Origin of the sequence: Georgenia ruanii (genome assembly GCF_009193175.1) — a bacterium.
Classification (GTDB): domain Bacteria; phylum Actinomycetota; class Actinomycetes; order Actinomycetales; family Actinomycetaceae; genus Georgenia; species Georgenia ruanii.
Genome location: NZ_VUKE01000005.1, coordinates 62,520 through 79,710 on the forward strand (window position 1 = coordinate 62,520; position 17,191 = coordinate 79,710).

Consider the following 17,191-nt stretch of genomic DNA (forward strand, 5'->3'; position numbering starts at 1 on the left):
CCGCGTGCTCAGGAGGCACGTCATGGCATCAGTGAGCAGCGCGCACGCTGCACCCCACAGGGGAGGAAAGCATGAGTAGCAACACAGTGGGCGGCGCCGACGGCGCATCGGTCGTCCCGGAGCAGGGGAGCGGTCCGGCCCGCACGCGCCCCACCGGCGGACCGGTCGTCGCGGCGCTGGAGGCGGTGCGGAAGGTCATCGACCGCATTCTCATCGCCGTCTGCGTCGTCATCTTCGCCGCGCTCGTGGTGATCGTGTCCTGGCAGGTCTTCTCCCGCCAGGTGCTGGACGCCCCGGCGACCTGGACCGAGGAGATGGCCCGGTACGTGTTCGTCGTCCTGGCCCTGCTCGGAGCGGCGCTGGTGTTCTCCGAGCGCGGGCACATCGCCGTCGAGGTCCTGATCCACAAGCTGCGCGAGCCGGTGCAGAAGGTCGTCGCCGTCGTCGTCGAGGCGACCATCATGTTCTTCGCCGTGTACGTCATGATCTTCGGCGGCTACGAGGTGGCGCAGAACGCCTGGGGCCAGAACGTCTCGACGCTGCCGCTGACCGTCGGGCAGATCTACATGATCCTGCCGGTCGCCGGCGTCCTGATCACGTTCTTCTCGCTCTGCCACGTCGTGGGGACGTTCGCCGGCACGGAGGAGCTCGTGCCCTCCGTCGACGAGAACAACCAAGGAATCTGAGGCCGCCATGGAACCCGTGACTCTCGCAACGATCGTCCTCCTGGGCGGCATCGTCATCGGCATCCTCATCGGTGTCCCGGTGGCCATCTCGATGGGCCTGCCCTCCGCGCTGGCCATCGTGGTCCTGCTCGGCTGGGACGGCGCGGCCCTGACCTCCGCCCAGCGGCTGTTCTCCGCCAGCAACTCCTTCGCCCTGCTGGCCATCCCGTTCTTCATCCTCGCGGGCGGGCTGATGAACACCGGTGGCATCGCCCAACGGCTCATCGACCTGGCGCAGGTGGTCGCCGGGCGGCTGCCGGCCTCGCTGGCGCAGACCACCGTGGTCGCCAACGCCATGTTCGGCGCCGTGTCGGGCGCGTCCGTCGCCTCGGCCGCCGCCGTCGGCTCGGTGCTCTCGCCGCCGATGCGCCGGGCCGGCTACGACCCCGCGTTCGCCGCCGCCGTCAACGCCACCTCCTCGCCCGCCGGCATGCTCATCCCGCCGAGCAACACGTTCATCGTCTACTCGCTCGTGTCGAGCACCTCGATCGCCGCGCTGTTCATGGCCGGCGTCGGCCCGGGCCTGCTGTGGGCGCTGGTGTGCATCGCCATGGTGGCGTTCTACGCCCGCAAGCACCCCGAGCTCGGGGGTGCCCAGCGGCCCACGCTGCGCCAGGCCGGCATCGTGTTCCTGCGCGCCATCCCCTCGCTGCTCATGATCGTCGTCGTCATCGGCGGCATCCTGGCCGGGTACTTCACGGCCACCGAGTCCGCCGTCATCGCGGTGCTCTACGCCCTCGTCCTCGGGCTCATCCAGCGGACGCTGCCGGTGCGGGAGCTGCCGTCGATCATCCTCGAGGCGGCCAAGACCACGGCGATCGTCATGCTGCTCATCGGGGTCTCGGGCATCCTCGCGTGGGTCCTGTCCTTCGCGCGGGTGCCCGAGATGGTCGCCGACTCGCTCCTGGACCTGACCGACAACAAGGTGCTCATCCTCATCATCATCATGGTGATCCTGCTCATCGCGGGCACCGTCATGGACCCGACCCCGGCGATCCTCATCTTCACGCCGATCTTCCTGCCGGTCGTCACCGAGCTCGGCGTCTCGCCGATCCACTTCGGCACGATGATGGTCTTCAACATGTGCCTGGGGAACATCTCCCCGCCGGTGGGCAACAACCTCTTCGTCGCCGCACGCGTGGCGAAGGTGCGGATCGAGCCGATGATCTCCCGGGTCATGCCGATCTTCTGGGCGCTGACCGCGGCGCTGTTCATCGTCGCGTTCGTCCCGCAGCTGTCCCTGTGGCTGCCGGAGCTCATGGGGCTGATCAAGCCCTAGCCCGACCCCTCCCACCCGCGCCGGGCCGGCGCCGCTCCCCGCGGCGCCGGCCCGGCGTTCGTCGTGGCGCTCCCAGCACCGGCTTGCGCGACGTGCTGCAACCCGTTGCACCGCGGACGGGCGCCCGGGATCGACCATGCGTCCGCCGGAGAGCTCCGGCCCCACGGCGTCCGCATCACAGCTCGGTAAACTCTCTTGACGCGGTCTGCAAGGGCTTGCACAGTAGGGCACCTCCACGAGGGGGTGGGGTTATGCGCTCGACCGCACGCGACGTCGCCAAGATGGCCGGCGTGTCCATCTCGACGGTCTCCCGCGCGCTCTCCGCCCCGCAGAAGGTCGCCACCGGCACCCGGCAGAAGGTCGAGCAGGCCGCCCGCACCCTCGGCTACGACCCCAACCTCGCGGCCCGCGAGCTGGCCACCGGCCGCACGGGCAACCTCGGCCTGGTCATCCCCGACCTCGAGAACCCCTTCTTCGCCTCGGTCACCAAGGCGGTGCAGGCCCGGGCCCGGGCCGCGGGCCACGCCGTCTTCGTGGCCGACACCGACGAGGACACCCACCAGGAGCCGCGGCTCGTGCGCAGCCTGGCCCGCCAGGTCGACGGCGTCATCCTGTGCGCCCCGCGTGTCACCGACGCCGAGCTCGCCGCGCTGGAGGCGGCCGCCCACACACGCATGATCCTCATCAACCGCACGTGCGGGGACATGCCGTCGGTCACCGCCGACCACGTCGACGGCGTCCGGCAGGCGCTGCGCCACCTGCGCGCCCTGGGGCACCGGCACATCGCCTACGCCGGCGGGCCGAGCAGGTCCTGGGCCGACCAGCAGCGCCGCGCCGGGCTCACCACCGCGGCCGAGGAGCTCGGCGACGTCACCGTCGACGACCTCGGCGCCTTCGCGCCGGTCTTCTCCGGGGGCATGGCCGCCGCCGACCTCGTGCTGGCCAGCGGGGCCACGGCGGTGCTCGCCTACAACGACCTCATGGCCATCGGACTGCTGGCCCGCGCCCGCGAGCGCGGCGTCGAGGTCCCCGGTGAGCTGAGCGTCGTCTCCTTCGACGACATCCCGCTGGCGGTCGCCGTCTCCCCGGCGCTGACGACCGTGGCGGTGCCCGTCGGCATGCTCGCGCGCACCGCCGTCGACCTCCTCACGGAGATGATCGACGAGGAGCGCACCGGTGCCGTCGGGCCGCCCGCCCGCCGCTCCCGCCTCGACCTACCCGTCGAGCTGAAGGTCCGGGGTACCACCGGTCCCCGTCGCTGAGCACCCGCCGGCGAGGGCGCCGGCGGCACACAGAGAGGAAGCGCCATGAGACGCACCACCCTGCAGGTCGCCACCGCCGCCGTGGCCCTGGGCATGCTGCTCGCCGCGTGCTCGCCGCCGGAGACCGGCGGCGGGGCCACCACCGCCCCGAGCGGGGACGGCACCGCGACCGGCACCGCGGCCGGCGACGTCCCCGACAAGCCGTCCGCGCCGGTCACGCTCAACATCCTCGACGTGGCGGGCAACAGCAAGCTCACCACGACGATGGTCGACGAGTTCGTCCAGAAGAACCCCGACGTCGTCTCGGCCGTGACGTGGGAGACCGGCGCCGCGCCGGACCTGGTGGGCACCATCAAGCCGCAGGTCGACTCCGGCAGCCTGCAGGTAGACCTGGTCATGACCGGCACCGACGGCCTCTCCGCCGGCATCGACCAGGACCTGTGGATCCCGCTGGTCACCGACTACGGCGACCGGCTGAGCAACCAGAAGAACTACCTCGAGCCGGCGGCGAAGATGCAGGAGCTGGCTCAGGGCTTCGGCGCCGTGACGACCTACTACCCGTCCGGCCCGCTGCTCCAGTACAACCCGGACGTCGTCAAGGACGGCGACGTGCCGAAGGACCCCCAGGAGCTGCTCGACTGGGCCAAGGCGAACCCCGGCAAGTTCGGCTACGCCCGCCCGGCCAACTCCGGGCCCGGCCGCACCTTCCTCCAGGGCCTGCCCTACATGCTCGGCGACAAGGACCCCTCCGACCCGGAGAACGGCTGGGAGAAGACCTGGGCGTACCTCAAGGAGCTCAACCAGGTCATCGACAACTACCCGACGGGCACCGGGCAGGTCATCACCAACATGTCCGACGGCACCTGGGCGATGATCCCGACGACGACCGGGTGGGACATCGAGCCGCGCGCGGACGGCCGCGAGCCCGAGAACATCCAGGCGGCCGCGTTCGACGACTTCACCTGGGTGACCGACGCGCACTACGCCGTCGTGCCCAAGGGGCAGAGCCCGGACAAGATCTCCGCCATCCTCCTGCTGCTGCAGGACATGCTCACCCCCGAGCAGAACGCCAAGGCCTACGACAACGGCTACTTCTACCCGGGTCCGTCCATCGAGGGCGCCACCCTGGACAAGGCCCCGCAGGAGAGCCAGGACGTCATCAAGAAGTTCGGTCGTGACTGGTACGACGACCTCATCGCCTCCAAGCCCACCCAGTCGCCGCTCCCGGCAGACAAGCTGGTCAAGGCGTTCGACATCTGGGACCGCGAGATCGGCGCCGGCAAGTACGAGAGCAAGTGACCGCAGCGGCGACGGACAGCACCGAGGACGGCACATCATGGCGATCTCAGCGGGTGTCTTCGAGACCCTCGAGCTGCGCGGGGTCGGGCGCAGCTTCGGCGGGCAGGTCGCGCTGGTCGACCTCGACCTGACGATCCGGGCAGGGGAGTTCATCGCCCTGCTCGGGCCGTCGGGTTGCGGGAAGTCCACCGCGCTCAACTGCCTGGCCGGTCTCCTGCCGCTCACCCACGGCACGATCACGATCGACGACGAGCGCGTGGACACCGTGCCCTCGGAGCGCCGCGGCTTCGGCATGGTGTTCCAGAACTACGCGCTCTTCCCACACCTGACGGTGGAGAAGAACATCGCCTTCGGGCTGCAGATGCGCAAGGTGCCCCGCGCCGAGATCCGGCGGCGGGTGGCCGAGGCAGTGGCCCTGGTCAAGCTCGACGGGCACGAGAAGAAGCTCCCCGGGCAGCTCTCCGGCGGGCAGCAGCAGCGCGTGGCCATCGCCCGGGCGGTCGTGCTCGAGCCCCGGCTGGTGCTCATGGACGAGCCGCTGTCCAACCTCGACGCCAAGCTGCGCCTGGAGATGCGCATGGAGATCCGGCGGCTGCACCAGAGCCTGGGGCTGACCACCGTCTACGTCACCCACGACCAGGAGGAGGCGCTGTCCATGGCGGACCGGCTCGTGGTCCTGCGCGAGGGGCGGGTGCAGCAGGTCGGCACCCCCGAGGAGCTGCACAACGCCCCGGTGAACTGGCACGTCGCGGACTTCATGGGGTACCGCAACCTCACCGACGTCACCGTGGTCACCGTCGACGGCGGGCAGGCCGTCGTCGACGGCGGCCTGGGTCGCCTGACCGCCGCGGCGGTGCAGGAGGTGCGGGCCGGCGGGCCGGCGCGCCTGGCCATCCGCCCCGAGGACCTGCGGATCGTGGCGCCCGGCGCGCAGCCGATGGGCGGCAACGCCGTGCCGGCGCGGGTCGCCGTCGTGGAGTACCACGGGCGGGAGTTCGCCGTCGGCGCCCTCACCGCCGACGGCACCACCCTCCACGTGCGCAGCGACTACCCGCCCCAGGTGGGGGAGGAGGTCACGCTGACCGTGGACCCGGCGCGGGCGCGGCTGTACCGCGCGGCCATCGAGGACGGCCTGGACGCCCGGGCGCGCGAGCTCGAGGAGGCCCGGGGATGAGCGCCGCACCCGGGAGACGACGGGAGCGCGGCTCGGCCAGCCTGCGCCACCGGCTGGCCGAGCGGGGGATCGACACCGGGCTGCTGCTCCTCGTCCCGGCGGTCGTGTTCGCGGTCGCGCTCTTCATCTACCCGTTCTTCTACGGCCTGGGCCTGACGGTCCAGCCCACCGCGCTGACCCAGCAGCGCTGGGGCGGGGGGATCTTCGCCAACTACGTGGCGTTCTTCCGCGACCCGTTCATCTTCGACAGCGTGTGGATCACCATGCGGCTGGCCCTGCCGGTGGCGCTGTTCAACGTGCTGGCGGCGGTGCCGGTCGCGTTCAAGCTGCGTCACCGCTTCCGCGGCAAGCGCTTCCTCCAGACCCTGCTGGTGCTGCCCATCGCGCTGGGCACGGTGCTCACCGCGCAGGGGCTGCTCATCTTCGCCGGGCGGCAGGGATGGCTCAACCGCTTCCTCGTCGACGTGGGCCTCGTCGGCGAGCCGGTGCAGCTGGTGATGAACTACACCGGCGTCTTCCTGTCGCTGGTGATCTCCGGCTTCCCGTTCGCGTTCCTGCTCATCTCCTCCTACCTCTCGGGCATCGATCCCGCGCTCGAGGCGGCCGCGACGACGCTGGGGGCGAGCTGGTTCCAGCGCTTCCGCCGGGTGATCCTGCCGCTGCTCGCCCCCGGGCTCGCCACCACGTTCATCCTCACCTTCGTGCTGGCGTTCTCCGTCTTCCCCTCCGCCCGCCTGGTCGGCGACGCCGGCGGCTCCACCCGCGTCATGGCGCTCATGGCGTACCGGGCCTTCGGGGAGCAGATCGACTACCCGATGGCCTCGACCATCGCGGTGATGATGGGCGTCGTCGAGCTCGTCGTCATCGCCCTGGTGCTGCTGTGGCGGGCCACGCTCTACAAGGGGACGACCGGAGGGAAGGGCTGATGGCCACCACCACCGCGAACGCGCCGGACACCGCGGCGCCGGTCCGCCGCCTCGTCGCCGCGCCGAGCACCTGGCTCGTGTGGGCGCTGACGGCCGTGTTCTTCGTCTTCCTCGTCGGGATCCTCGTCTCGGTGGTCATCGACTCCGTCGGCCGGCAGTGGTTCACCGGCTGGCTGCCCGCGGAGTTCACCACCGAGTGGTACAGCCGGGCCTGGGCGCGTTTCGACCTCACCCACGTCGTCGGCGTCACCGTCGGCGTCGCGCTGACCGTCGTGGTGATCTCCATCCTCATCGGCGTGCCGGCGTCGTACGTGCTCGCCCGGCGCGACTTCCCCGGCAAGCGGCTGGTCACGCTGCTGTTCCTGCTGCCGATCATCATCCCGCCGATCACCTACGGCATCCCGCTGGCCACGGTGATGTACAACGTCGGCCTGGGCCGCACCGTGGTCGCCGTCGTGCTCGTCAACCTGGTGCCCTCGGTGCCGTTCGTCATCCTGACCATGACGCCGTTCATCGAGCAGATCAACCCGGCGATCGAGAGCGCCGCGCGGATGTCCGGGGCGCGGATGACGGACGTGTTCGTGCGGATCCTCGGGCCGCTCCTGGTGCCGGGCATTCTCGCCGCGGGCATCCTCGTCCTCGTCCGCACGGTGGGGATGTTCGAGCTGACCTTCCTCGTCTCCGGGCCGCCGAGCGACACCCTCGTGGTGGCGATCTACCGCGCCATGACCTCCGCCGGCGGCGGCGAGGCGCGCCAGCTGGTCTCCGCCATGGCGTTCCTCTACACGGCGACGATGCTGGTGATCCTCCTCATCGCGCTGCGCTTCATCAACCCCACCCAGCTCGTGGCGCGGGTGCGGGAGACCCGGGAGGAGGACTGAGCCTGCCCGGCCGGGGCCGGCGCGGGCGGGTCCCGGCCGGCGCCGCGGACGGCGGTCCGCCGCCCGCGGCGCCGGGGCCCGTAAGGTGAGCCCCATGGAGGAGAGGGCACAGGTCGCGGCGCACGCCCCGGCCGGTAGCCGCCTGGCCGCCGAGGCCTGGGAATCGCTCTTCCGCACCCAGGTCGCCCTCATGCGCCGGTTCGAGAACGACGGCGACTTCGCCCCGCTGCGCCCGCGCGAGTACGACGTGCTCTTCACCCTCAGCCGCGCCGAGGACCGGCGCCTGCGGCTGCGCGACCTCAACGACCAGGTCTTCATGAGCCAGCCCAGCCTCAGCCGGATGGTCGACCGGCTCGAGCTGCGGGGCCTCGTGGCGCGCGAGCCGGCGCCCGACGACGCCCGGGGCGTCCTCGTGGCGCTCACCGAGGACGGGCTGGCCCTGCAGAAGCAGGTGGGTCGCCAGCACGTGCGCAGCATCGCCCGCTACGTGGGCGGGGCCCTCGACGAGGACGAGCTGCGCGCGCTCGTGGCGCTGACGTCGAAGCTGCGCGCCTACCGGCCGTGAGGCACTGCACCGACCCGGCCTGACGGCCCGGGTGCGCGGGCGGCCACCGCTGTGGCGGAGGCCTCGCGGGCAGGCCCTGCGATCAGGGCGAGGCCGTCCCGTATGCTGGGTGGCAGGTGAGCCGGGAAGTCTGGTCGGCACTGCTGCCGCCGACCCCAGGAGCCTTCCGTGACGCAGCCGCGTGAGCACCACCACGTCCGCACGAGCCGCCCCCGCCGCGGGCTCGCCGCGCGCCTGCAGGACGAACGCTCCTCGGGGCTGCTCCTGCTCGTCGCCGCCGTGCTGGCGCTGGTGTGGGCGAACTCGCCGTGGCGGGAGAGCTACTTCGCCCTCGCCGGCACGGTGGTGGGGCCCTCGGGCCTCCACCTGGACCTCCCGGTCTCGGCGTGGGCGGCGGACGGGCTGCTGGCCGTCTTCTTCTTCGTCGTCGGGCTCGAGCTCAAGACCGAGTTCGTCACCGGGTCGCTGCGTCGCCTCAGCGCGGCGCTGCTGCCCATGCTCGCCGCCGTGCTCGGCATGATCGGCCCGGCCGTCCTGTACACCCTCGTCCAGCTGGGCGCCGGCTCCGGGGCGACCGCGGGCTGGGCGATCCCGACGGCCACGGACATCGCCTTCGCGCTGGCGCTCCTGGGGATCTTCGGCCGGGGCCTGCCGCCCGCACTGCGGGTGTTCCTCATGACCCTCGCGGTGGTCGACGACCTGCTCGCCATCACCGTCATCGCCGTCTTCTACACCGAGGAGATCCACCTCCTGCCGCTGCTCGGCGCGCTGGCGGTCGTGGGGCTCTTCGCCGTGCTGGTGCGCCGACGGGTCGGCGCCTGGTGGGTGCTCGTCCCGCTCGCGGTCCTCGCGTGGGGCCTCATGCACGCCTCGGGCGTGCACGCCACGGTCGCCGGGGTGCTGCTCGGCCTGAGCGTGCCCGCCCGCGCCGGCCGGGGCGAGCGCGAGGCCATGACCCACCGGTTCGTCGCCCGTGTGCAGCCCTGGTCCGCCGGGCTCGTCCTCCCGGTGTTCGCCTTCTTCGCGGCGGGCGTCGCCGTGGTCGACTCCGGCGGGCTCGGCGAGGTGCTCGCCGACCCCGTGGCGCTGGGCGTGATGGCCGGCCTGGTGCTCGGCAAGCCGCTGGGCATCTGGGGCGGCGTCGCGGTGCTGGTGCGCACCACCCGCCTGCGGCTCGGCAACGGGGTGGACCTGGCCGACCTGCTCGGCGTCGCGATGCTCGCCGGGATCGGCTTCACCGTCTCCTTGCTCATCGCGGACCTGTCCTTCGGTGGCACCGGCCTCGGCAGCTCGGCGAAGCTGGCCGTGATCGTCGGCTCGGTGCTCTCCGCCGTCCTCGGCGGGCTCACCCTGCGGCTGCGCGCCCGGGTGCGGGTCCGGGGCGCCGGCGCCCGCCGCGCTCCGGCGGGCGGCGGTGCGGCCGGCCCGCGCCCCGAGAGGGTGCGGGCCGGCCGGCGCTGAGTCCGCTCAGTCGCTGGTGCTGGCGCGCAGCATCCAGGCCTGCTTCTCCAGGCCGCGGGCGATGCCGATGAGCAGGTCGGCGCTGAGGTGGTCGGTCTCGTCGAGCTCGTCCAGGCGCTCCTTGATCCGGTCGGCCACGCCCTGCAGACGTTCCTCGAACATCCGGATGACCTTGTCGGTGGCCAGCGGGCCGCCGTCGAGCCGGGGCAGCCCGGAGCCCTCCGCCACGGTCGCGGCGCGGGCGTCCGGCGTCCCGCCGACGGCCACGAGCCGCTCGGCGACCTCGTCGGACCCCGCCCGGACCTCGGCGATGATCTCGTCGAGCTGCAGGTGCACCGACCGGAAGTGCGGGCCGTGGAGGTTCCAGTGCGCCTGCTTGCCCTGGAGGGCGAGGTCGACCAGGTCGACGAGCGCCTGCTGCAGGCTCGTCTCGACGATGGCGGGCAGCGTCGTCGTGGGCATGGATACGTGCTCCTTCCTGCCCCTAATGGGGCCACGATGCGGTGCCCCTCACCCTAGGTACGCCCTCCCGGCGCCGCCCGTCGAGCCGTTCGCTGGGGCACCGGAGCGCTGCGATAGCCTTGGACCATGACGGCCGCGGTGCTCCTTACGCAGCCGCGCTGACACCAGCGGGCGCCCTCGGCGCCGCGCCAGCGCGGCTCACCTCCCTGTCGGGAGGTTTTCTCATGTCCGGAGCCCCGAGCATCACTGAGCAGGAAGAGCAGCCATGAGCACGCACGACGACGCCACGACCACCGAAGAGCGCGTCCCCGCCGAGGAGACCGGCTACCGCTACACGGCGGCCCTGGCGAACGAGATCGAGCGGGCCTGGCAGGACCGCTGGGAGGAGCGCGGCACCTTCTGGGCCGACAACCCCACCGGCGACCTCGCCACCGGCGCCCCGGTCCCCACCGAGAAGTTCTACCTGCTCGACATGTTCCCCTACCCCTCCGGCAAGGGGCTGCACGTCGGCCACCCGCTGGGGTACATCGCCACCGACGTCGTCGGCCGCTACCAGCGGATGAAGGGCAAGAACGTCCTGCACGCCCTCGGTTACGACGCCTTCGGCCTGCCGGCCGAGCAGTACGCCGTCCAGACCGGCCAGCACCCTCGGATCACCACCGAGGAGAACATCGCCAACATGCGCTCCCAGCTGCGCCGGCTGGGCCTGGCGCACGACTCGCGCCGCACCTTTGCCACCACGGACCCGGAGTTCGTGAAGTGGACCCAGTGGATCTTCCTGCAGATCTTCAACTCCTTCTACGACGCCGACGCCGAGCGCCCCGACGGCGGCCTCGGCCGCGCGCGCCCCATCGCCGAGCTGGAGGCCGAGCTGGCCGCCGGCACCCGGCCCACCCCCGACGGGCGGGCCTGGGCCGAGCTGAGCGCCGACGAGCGGCGCCAGGTCCTCGACGACCAGCGCCTGGCGTACATCTCCGAGGCGCCCGTGAACTGGTGCCCGGGCCTGGGCACCGTGCTGGCCAACGAGGAGGTCACCTCCGAGGGCCGGTCCGAGCGCGGGAACTTCCCGGTCTTCAAGCGGAACCTGCGCCAGTGGATGCTGCGCATCACCGCCTACGCCGACCGCCTGGTCGACGACCTCGACACCATCGACTGGCCCGAGAAGGTCCGCTCGATGCAGCGCAACTGGATCGGCCGGTCCACCGGCGCGCACGTCGACTTCGCCGTCGCCGGCGCAACCGAGCCGCTGACCGTCTTCACCACCCGGCCGGACACGCTCTTCGGCGCCACGTTCATGGTGGTCTCCCCGGAGCACCCGCTGCTCGCCGACGGCGTCCCGGCCGCCTGGCCGGAGGGCACCAAGGCGGCGTGGACCGGCGGGGCGGCCGCCCCGGCCGAGGCGGTGCGCGCGTACCAGGCGGCCGCGGCGGCGAAGACCGACGCCGAGCGCCAGGACGAGGGCCGCACCAAGACCGGCGTGTTCACGGGTCTGTTCGCCACCAACCCGGTCAACGGCGGTGCCGTCCCGGTGTTCACCGCCGACTACGTCCTCATGGGCTACGGCACCGGCGCGATCATGGCCGTGCCGGCCGAGGACGAGCGCGACTACGAGTTCGCCCAGGTCTACGACCTGCCCGTCATCCGCACCGTCCAGCCCCCGGAGGGCTTCGAGGGCGGGGCGTTCACCGGCGAGGGCCCGACCATCAACTCCGCCAACGAGGAGATCTCCCTCGACGGCATGGGCATGGACGAGGCCAAGGCCACCATCACCGCCTGGCTCGAGCGGAAGGGCGTCGGACGCGGCGCGACCACCTACCGGCTGCGCGACTGGCTGTTCTCCCGCCAGCGCTACTGGGGCGAGCCGTTCCCGGTGGTCTACGACGAGCAGGGCCGCGTCCACGCGCTGCCGGCGTCCATGCTGCCGGTGGACCTGCCCGAGGTGCCCGACTACTCCCCGCGCACCTTCGACGCCGACGACGCCGAGTCCTCCCCGGAGCCGCCGCTGGGGCGGGTGCCCGAGTGGGTCGAGGTGCAGCTGGACCTCGGCGACGGGGTCAAGACCTACCACCGCGACACCAACACCATGCCGAACTGGGCGGGCTCGTCCTGGTACGAGCTGCGCTACCTCGACCCCCACAACGACGCCGCGCCGGTCGACCCGGCGAACGAGCGGTACTGGATGGGCCCGCGCCCGGCGACGACGCTGCCCGACGGCACCGCGGCGCCCGCGAACGTCTCCGGCGGCGCGGACCTGTACGTCGGCGGCGTCGAGCACGCCGTCCTGCACCTGCTCTACGCCCGCTTCTGGCACAAGGTGCTCCACGACCTGGGGTACATCTCCAGCTCCGAGCCGTTCCACAAGCTCTTCAACCAGGGCTACATCCAGGCGTACGCCTTCGCCGACGCCCGCGGGCAGTACGTGCCGGCGGAGGAGGTCGTGGAGGGGCCGGCGGGGGCCGATGGTGAGCCGACCTACACCTGGCAGGGCCAGGAGGTCTTCCGCGAGTACGGGAAGATGGGCAAGTCGCTGAAGAACATCGTCACCCCCGACGACATGTACGCGACGTACGGCGCCGACACCTTCCGGGTCTACGAGATGTCGATGGGGCCGCTGGACGTCTCCCGGCCCTGGGACACCCGCGCCGTCGTCGGCTCCCAGCGGTTCCTCCAGCGGCTGTGGCGCAACGTCGTCGACGAGCACACGGGGGAGACGACGGCGGTGGACGCGCCCGCCGACCTCGAGACCCGCAAGCTCGTCGCCCGCACGGTGGCCGAGGTGGAGACCGAGATGTCGGCGATGCGGGTCAACACCGCCATCGCCCGCATGATCGTGCTGAACAACCACCTCACGGCGCTGGCGCAGGTGCCGCGCGAGGCCGTCGAGCCGCTCGTGCTCATGGTCGCGCCGGTCGCCCCGCACATCGCCGAGGAGCTGTGGTCCCGCCTCGGGCACCGCGAGTCCCTGGCCAAGGAGCCGTTCCCGACGGCGGACCCGGCCCTGCTCGTCGAGGACACCGTCACCTGCGTGGTCCAGGTGGCCGGCAAGGTGCGCGACCGCCTCGAGGTGCCCGCCTCCATCGGCGAGGACGACCTCAAGGCCCTGGCCCTGGGCTCCGCCGCCGTCAAGCGCAGCCTGGGCGACAAGGCGGTGCGCACGGTGATCGTGCGGGCGCCCAAGCTGGTCAACATCGTCCCGGCGAAGTAGCCCCGCTCCGCCACCAGCCACGATGCCACTCTGGTCGCGGCCAGACTGACATCGTGGCTGGTGGCTGGGCGACGGTCCGTGGACATCTCGGCACGGCGGGCGCCGATCGGCCACAGTTGGGGGAGAGACCTTCCGACCCTGGAGCGAACTGATGGCGACTGCGGCACCCGAGAACCGCGCGACCGTGGAGCGCGGCTCCTTCGACGGCGAGCCGACGTGGATCCTCACCCACCCCGACGGCGCCCGTCTGGTCGTGGCGGAGACCGGGGCGACGCTCCTGGCGTGGCAGGTGCCCGGGCCTGACGGCGGGCCGGTGGACCTGCTCGACGGGTACGCCTCGGCCGCCGAGCTCGAGGCTCAGGACGGCTACCGCAACGCGGTCCTCGTGCCCTGGTCGAACCGGGTGCACGGCGCGGTGTACACCTTCGCCGGGCAGCGGCACGAGCTCGCGGCCGACGCCGACGGCGAGGCGCTGCACGGCCTGGTGGCCGGGACCCGGTTCACCCGGGCGCAGGTCGCCGCCAGCGACAGCGACCGCATGGTGCGCCTGCGCACCTCCCTCGCCCCCGGCGACCACCCGGGCTACCCGTTCGCGCTCGACGTCACGGTGACCTACTCCCTCGGCGTGGGCTCGGAGGGCGAGGCCCGTCTCGACGTCGAGATCAGCGTGGTCAACACCGGCGACGACCCGGCGCCGGTGGCCCTCGGCTGGCACCCGTACCTGCGCCTGCCCGGCCACGCCGCCGTCGACGACCTCGATGTCACCATCCCGGCCCGCGCCCGGGTGCTCACCGACGAGGACCTCATCCCGCTCGCCGGGGAGCAGGCCTACGCGGGCGTCGCCGCCCCCGCGCGCTACGCCCCCCTCGGCACGGCGGTGCTCGACGACGCCTTCACCCACCTCGTCCCCGACGAGGACGGCGTGGTCGCCACCGTGGTGCGCTCCCCGCGCACCGGCGCCACCCTCACCGTCGAGCAGGAACCCGATCAGGCCCGGGTGGTGCACGTCTTCACCGGCGACACGCTCGACCGGGACCCACGCACCTCGGTGGCCGTCGAGCCGTGCCAGCTGCTCGCCGACGCCTTCAACCGCGCCGACACCGCCAAGGCGATCGCCCTCGCGCCCGGCGCCCGCCGCCAGCTGGTCAGCGGCATCGTGTACCGCCGCGGCTGACGCCGCGACGCTTCGCGGTCGCCCGGACCCGGTCGGTCACGCCAGGTCAGAGCGGGTACGCGACGAAGGCGAACCGCCGCGAGTCCGGCGCCCACCCGTTGACGTTGGTGGTGCCCTGGCCGCCGCGCAGCCCGACCAGGTCGCGCGGGGGAGCGGACCGGTCGGCGGGGACCAGCCGGAGCAGGACGTCGAGGTCGGCCGGGTGCCCCGCGGTCCCGGGCGGGTAGCTGAGGTAGACCACCCACCGCCCGTCCGGGGAGACGTGCGGGAACCAGTTGACGCGCTCGTCGTCGGTGACCTGCTCGACGGCGCCGCCCGCCCAGCGGAACAGCTGGGCGTGGCCCGGGGAGGCACGCTCGGAGTTGAACCACACCGACCCGTCCGGGGCCAGCTCGGCGCCGTCGTCGGGGAAGGGGTCGTCGGTCAGCTGCCGGTCGGGGCCACCGGCCGCGGGGACGGTGTAGACGTTGGTCACCCACCGGCCCGCGGCGTCCAGGCCGCCGCCGACGTAGCTGAGGGTGCGCCCGTCGGCGGAGATGCCGTGCAGGTAGTGCTTGAACCGGCGCGCCTCCGGCTGGCCGTTGCCGATGCGACGGCCGGTCCCGCCGGTCCACGGCACGGCGTAGAGGTGGCCGTCGCGACCGGAGACGTAGATCGTCGTGCCGTCGGGCGCGAGGACGTGGTCGTTGTTGACCGGCGGGAGCCCGGTGGTGACGATCCGCTCGAGGACGGCCGGGCCCGCCCCGGGTGCGGGCAGACGGTAGAGTTCGCCGTCGCAGTTCACCACGAGCCAGTGCCCGTCCCGGCTCCAGTTCGGCGCCTCGACGTGCCGGTCCGTCCGGAGCACCACCTCGCAGGCGCCGGTGGCGACGTCGATGACCGTGAGCGCGGCGTGCCGCCCCGGTGCGAGGGTCACCGGCGCCGCCTCGTGCCGAAGAGGGAGCGGGTGATCTCCCGGCCGAGCTGGGTGCCGGCGGAGCGGAGCAGGCTGTCGATCGCGCTCGACCCGGCGCTCCGCGCCCGCCGGGATGCCGCCCGGACGCGGGCCTCGTCCCGCTCGAGCTGCTCTCGCCGCTCCCTGTCGTGCGCCCGCGCGGCCTTCTCCGCCTCCGCGGCCTGCGCCCGCGCCGCGCGGTCGGCCTCCGCCTTCGCCCTCGCCGCCTGGGCGGCCGCCTGCTGCTGGGCCACCCGCGCGGTGAGCAGCTCGTAGGCGGACTCGCGGTCCACCGGCTCGCGGTAGCGCGCGGCGAGCGGGGAGGCGGCGGCGACCTGCTCGGTGGTGCCCGGCGCGGCCGGGCCCATGGCCGAGCGCGGGGCGCGTACGCGGGTGGGGGCCACCGGCGTGGGCGCGCCCGACTCCGACAGGACGGTCACGACCGCCTCGCCCGTGCCCAGGGAGGTAAGCACCTCCTCGAGGTTCAGCGGCGACGTGGGGAAGGTGCGCACGGTGGCGCGCAGCGCGTCGGCGTCCTCAGGGGTGAACGCGCGCAGGGCGTGCTGGACCCGGGCGCCGAGCTGGGCCAGCACGTCGGCCGGGACGTCCTGCGGGGTCTGGGTGACGAAGAAGATCCCGACGCCCCGCGAGCGGATGAGCCGGACGGTCTGCACCACCTGGGTGAGGAACTCCTTCGAGGCGCCGGTGAACAGCAGGTGCGCCTCGTCGAAGAAGAACACCAGCGTGGGCCGGTCCGCGTCGCCGACCTCCGGGAGGGAGCCGAACAGGTCCGCGAGCAGCCACATCACGAACGTGGAGAACAAGGCGGGACGGTCCTGCAGGTCGGGAAGCTCGAGCGCGGTGACGACGCCGCGGCCGTCCGCGGCGGTGCGGAGCAGGTCGGTGGTCTCGAACGCCGGCTCGCCGAAGAACGCGTCGGCGCCCTGGGCCTGCAGGGCGGCGATCTCGCGCAGGATCACCCCGGCGGTGGCGGTCGAGATGCCGCCGATGTCCCGCAGCTCGGGCTTGCCCGCGTCGCTCGTGAGATAGGCGACGGTGGAGCGCAGGTCCTTCAGGTCGAGCAGGGCGAGCCCCTGGGCGTCGGCCCAGTGGAAGATCAGCTGCAGGCTGGACTCCTGGGTGTCGTTGAGCCCGAGGACGCGGCTGAGCAGGAGGGGGCCGAAGTCGGTCACGGTGGTGCGCACCGGCACGCCGGCGCCGGCGCCGCCCAGCGCGAGCAGCTCGACCGGGAAGGACGACGGCGACCAGTCCTGGCCCAGCGCGCGCGTGCGGGCGAGCAGCTTGTCGCTACGGGCGCCGGGCTGCGCGAGGCCGGTGAGGTCGCCCTTGATGTCGGTGAGGAACACCGGCACGCCGGCGTCCGAGAGCTCCTCGGCGAGCAGCTGGAGCGTGCGGGTCTTGCCGGTACCGGTGGCGCCCGCCACCAGACCGTGGCGGTTGAGCATCGCGAGCGGGAGCCGGACCGGGGCGCCGGGGACCGGGGCGCCGCCGTCGAGCAGCGCCCCCAGCGCGATGCTGGGCCCGGTGAAGGCGTACCGCTGTGCGACCTCCTGGGCGTAGCCCGTCAGTGCGTCGCCCGGTGCTGGTGCAGGGGCCGCGGGCACGGTTGACGGTGCCGGTGCCGCGGGCGCCGCCGCTCCCGCCGCAGCCGGAGGATCGCCGCTCGCGGCCAGCGCGGCGTCGAGTGCGGCCTGGGCGGCTGCCGCGCGGGCCTCGGCCGCCTCGGCGGCCGCCTGGGCGGCCGCGGCGCGCAGGCGGGCGATCTCGGCGGCGTCGGGTGCGTCGGCCATGGCGGGGATCCTATGTGCGGCGTCCCACGCGGG

Annotated in this window: 14 protein-coding genes; 11 read left to right on the top strand and 3 right to left on the bottom strand. The window is 72.9% G+C overall.

What is annotated here, in order from left to right; all coding sequences use genetic code 11:
- Nucleotides 1–71: 71 nt before the first annotated feature.
- From GD880_RS06945 to nhaA, 9 genes are all read left to right on the top strand, one after another.
- Complete coding sequence (locus GD880_RS06945; RefSeq protein ID WP_152230905.1) at nt 72–686, top strand: TRAP transporter small permease; 615 nt, start codon at nt 72–74, stop codon at nt 684–686.
- Between the two features lie 7 nt (nt 687–693).
- A complete protein-coding gene (locus GD880_RS06950; RefSeq protein WP_152230906.1) occupies nt 694–2,004 on the top strand; it encodes a TRAP transporter large permease in 1,311 nt (436 codons plus the stop codon).
- Between the two features lie 251 nt (nt 2,005–2,255).
- Nucleotides 2,256–3,266, top strand: coding sequence for a LacI family DNA-binding transcriptional regulator (locus GD880_RS06955; RefSeq protein ID WP_152230907.1), 1,011 nt, complete (start codon nt 2,256–2,258; stop codon nt 3,264–3,266).
- 45 nt (nt 3,267–3,311) lie between these two features.
- On the top strand, nt 3,312–4,565 hold the full coding sequence (locus GD880_RS06960; RefSeq protein ID WP_152230908.1) for an extracellular solute-binding protein: 1,254 nt from the start codon (nt 3,312–3,314) through the stop codon (nt 4,563–4,565).
- Between the two features lie 37 nt (nt 4,566–4,602).
- Nucleotides 4,603–5,739, top strand: a complete 1,137-nt coding sequence (locus tag GD880_RS06965) for an ABC transporter ATP-binding protein (RefSeq protein ID WP_152230909.1) — start codon at nt 4,603–4,605, stop codon at nt 5,737–5,739.
- Complete coding sequence (locus tag GD880_RS06970) at nt 5,736–6,665, top strand: ABC transporter permease (RefSeq protein ID WP_152230910.1); 930 nt, start codon at nt 5,736–5,738, stop codon at nt 6,663–6,665. The genes GD880_RS06965 and GD880_RS06970 overlap by 4 nt, the downstream gene beginning before the upstream one ends.
- On the top strand, nt 6,665–7,546 hold the full coding sequence (locus GD880_RS06975; protein WP_152230911.1) for an ABC transporter permease: 882 nt from the start codon (nt 6,665–6,667) through the stop codon (nt 7,544–7,546). The genes GD880_RS06970 and GD880_RS06975 overlap by 1 nt, the downstream gene beginning before the upstream one ends.
- A 94-nt stretch (nt 7,547–7,640) precedes the next feature.
- Nucleotides 7,641–8,111 carry a MarR family winged helix-turn-helix transcriptional regulator gene (locus GD880_RS06980; protein WP_152230912.1) on the top strand — a complete coding sequence of 157 codons (471 nt, stop codon included), beginning with the start codon at nt 7,641–7,643 and terminating at the stop codon, nt 8,109–8,111.
- Nucleotides 8,112–8,279: 168 nt separating this feature from the next.
- The gene (nhaA, locus tag GD880_RS06985; protein ID WP_152230913.1) at nt 8,280–9,572 is read left to right on the top strand and encodes a Na+/H+ antiporter NhaA; all 1,293 of its coding nucleotides are present in this window, start codon (nt 8,280–8,282) and stop codon (nt 9,570–9,572) included.
- 6 nt (nt 9,573–9,578) lie between these two features.
- On the opposite strand, the gene GD880_RS06990 is transcribed toward nhaA, so the two are convergent.
- Nucleotides 9,579–10,034 (bottom strand): Dps family protein, encoded by a 456-nt coding sequence (locus GD880_RS06990; protein WP_152230914.1) that lies wholly within the window; start codon nt 10,032–10,034, stop codon nt 9,579–9,581.
- Nucleotides 10,035–10,299: 265 nt separating this feature from the next.
- Here GD880_RS06990 and leuS point away from each other — a divergent pair, with 265 nt between their 5' ends.
- On the top strand, nt 10,300–13,239 hold the full coding sequence (gene leuS, locus GD880_RS06995) for a leucine--tRNA ligase (protein WP_152230915.1): 2,940 nt from the start codon (nt 10,300–10,302) through the stop codon (nt 13,237–13,239).
- A 151-nt stretch (nt 13,240–13,390) separates the two neighbouring features.
- Nucleotides 13,391–14,413 (top strand): aldose 1-epimerase, encoded by a 1,023-nt coding sequence (locus tag GD880_RS07000; protein WP_152230916.1) that lies wholly within the window; start codon nt 13,391–13,393, stop codon nt 14,411–14,413.
- A gap of 46 nt (nt 14,414–14,459) precedes the next feature.
- On the opposite strand, the gene GD880_RS07005 is transcribed toward GD880_RS07000, so the two are convergent.
- Nucleotides 14,460–15,329 (bottom strand): TolB family protein, encoded by an 870-nt coding sequence (locus GD880_RS07005; RefSeq protein WP_152230917.1) that lies wholly within the window; start codon nt 15,327–15,329, stop codon nt 14,460–14,462.
- Nucleotides 15,326–17,158 carry a helicase HerA-like domain-containing protein gene (locus GD880_RS07010; RefSeq protein WP_152230918.1) on the bottom strand — a complete coding sequence of 611 codons (1,833 nt, stop codon included), beginning with the start codon at nt 17,156–17,158 and terminating at the stop codon, nt 15,326–15,328. The genes GD880_RS07005 and GD880_RS07010 overlap by 4 nt, the downstream gene beginning before the upstream one ends.
- Nucleotides 17,159–17,191 lie beyond the last annotated feature (33 nt).

Excerpts from the sequence above, each read along its gene's own strand:
- GD880_RS06970 (WP_152230910.1), top strand. The coding sequence starts at position 5,736 with ATGAGCGCCGCACCCGGGAGACGACGGGAGCGCGGCTCGGCCAGCCTG.
- GD880_RS06990 (WP_152230914.1), bottom strand. The coding sequence starts at position 10,034 with ATGCCCACGACGACGCTGCCCGCCATCGTCGAGACGAGCCTGCAGCAG.
- GD880_RS07010 (WP_152230918.1), bottom strand. The coding sequence starts at position 17,158 with ATGGCCGACGCACCCGACGCCGCCGAGATCGCCCGCCTGCGCGCCGCG.
- leuS (WP_152230915.1), top strand. The coding sequence starts at position 10,300 with ATGAGCACGCACGACGACGCCACGACCACCGAAGAGCGCGTCCCCGCC.
- GD880_RS06950 (WP_152230906.1), top strand. The coding sequence starts at position 694 with ATGGAACCCGTGACTCTCGCAACGATCGTCCTCCTGGGCGGCATCGTC.
- GD880_RS06960 (WP_152230908.1), top strand. The coding sequence starts at position 3,312 with ATGAGACGCACCACCCTGCAGGTCGCCACCGCCGCCGTGGCCCTGGGC.
- GD880_RS07000 (WP_152230916.1), top strand. The coding sequence starts at position 13,391 with ATGGCGACTGCGGCACCCGAGAACCGCGCGACCGTGGAGCGCGGCTCC.
- GD880_RS06955 (WP_152230907.1), top strand. The coding sequence starts at position 2,256 with ATGCGCTCGACCGCACGCGACGTCGCCAAGATGGCCGGCGTGTCCATC.
- GD880_RS06980 (WP_152230912.1), top strand. The coding sequence starts at position 7,641 with ATGGAGGAGAGGGCACAGGTCGCGGCGCACGCCCCGGCCGGTAGCCGC.
- GD880_RS06965 (WP_152230909.1), top strand. The coding sequence starts at position 4,603 with ATGGCGATCTCAGCGGGTGTCTTCGAGACCCTCGAGCTGCGCGGGGTC.
- GD880_RS06975 (WP_152230911.1), top strand. The coding sequence starts at position 6,665 with ATGGCCACCACCACCGCGAACGCGCCGGACACCGCGGCGCCGGTCCGC.
- GD880_RS06945 (WP_152230905.1), top strand. The coding sequence starts at position 72 with ATGAGTAGCAACACAGTGGGCGGCGCCGACGGCGCATCGGTCGTCCCG.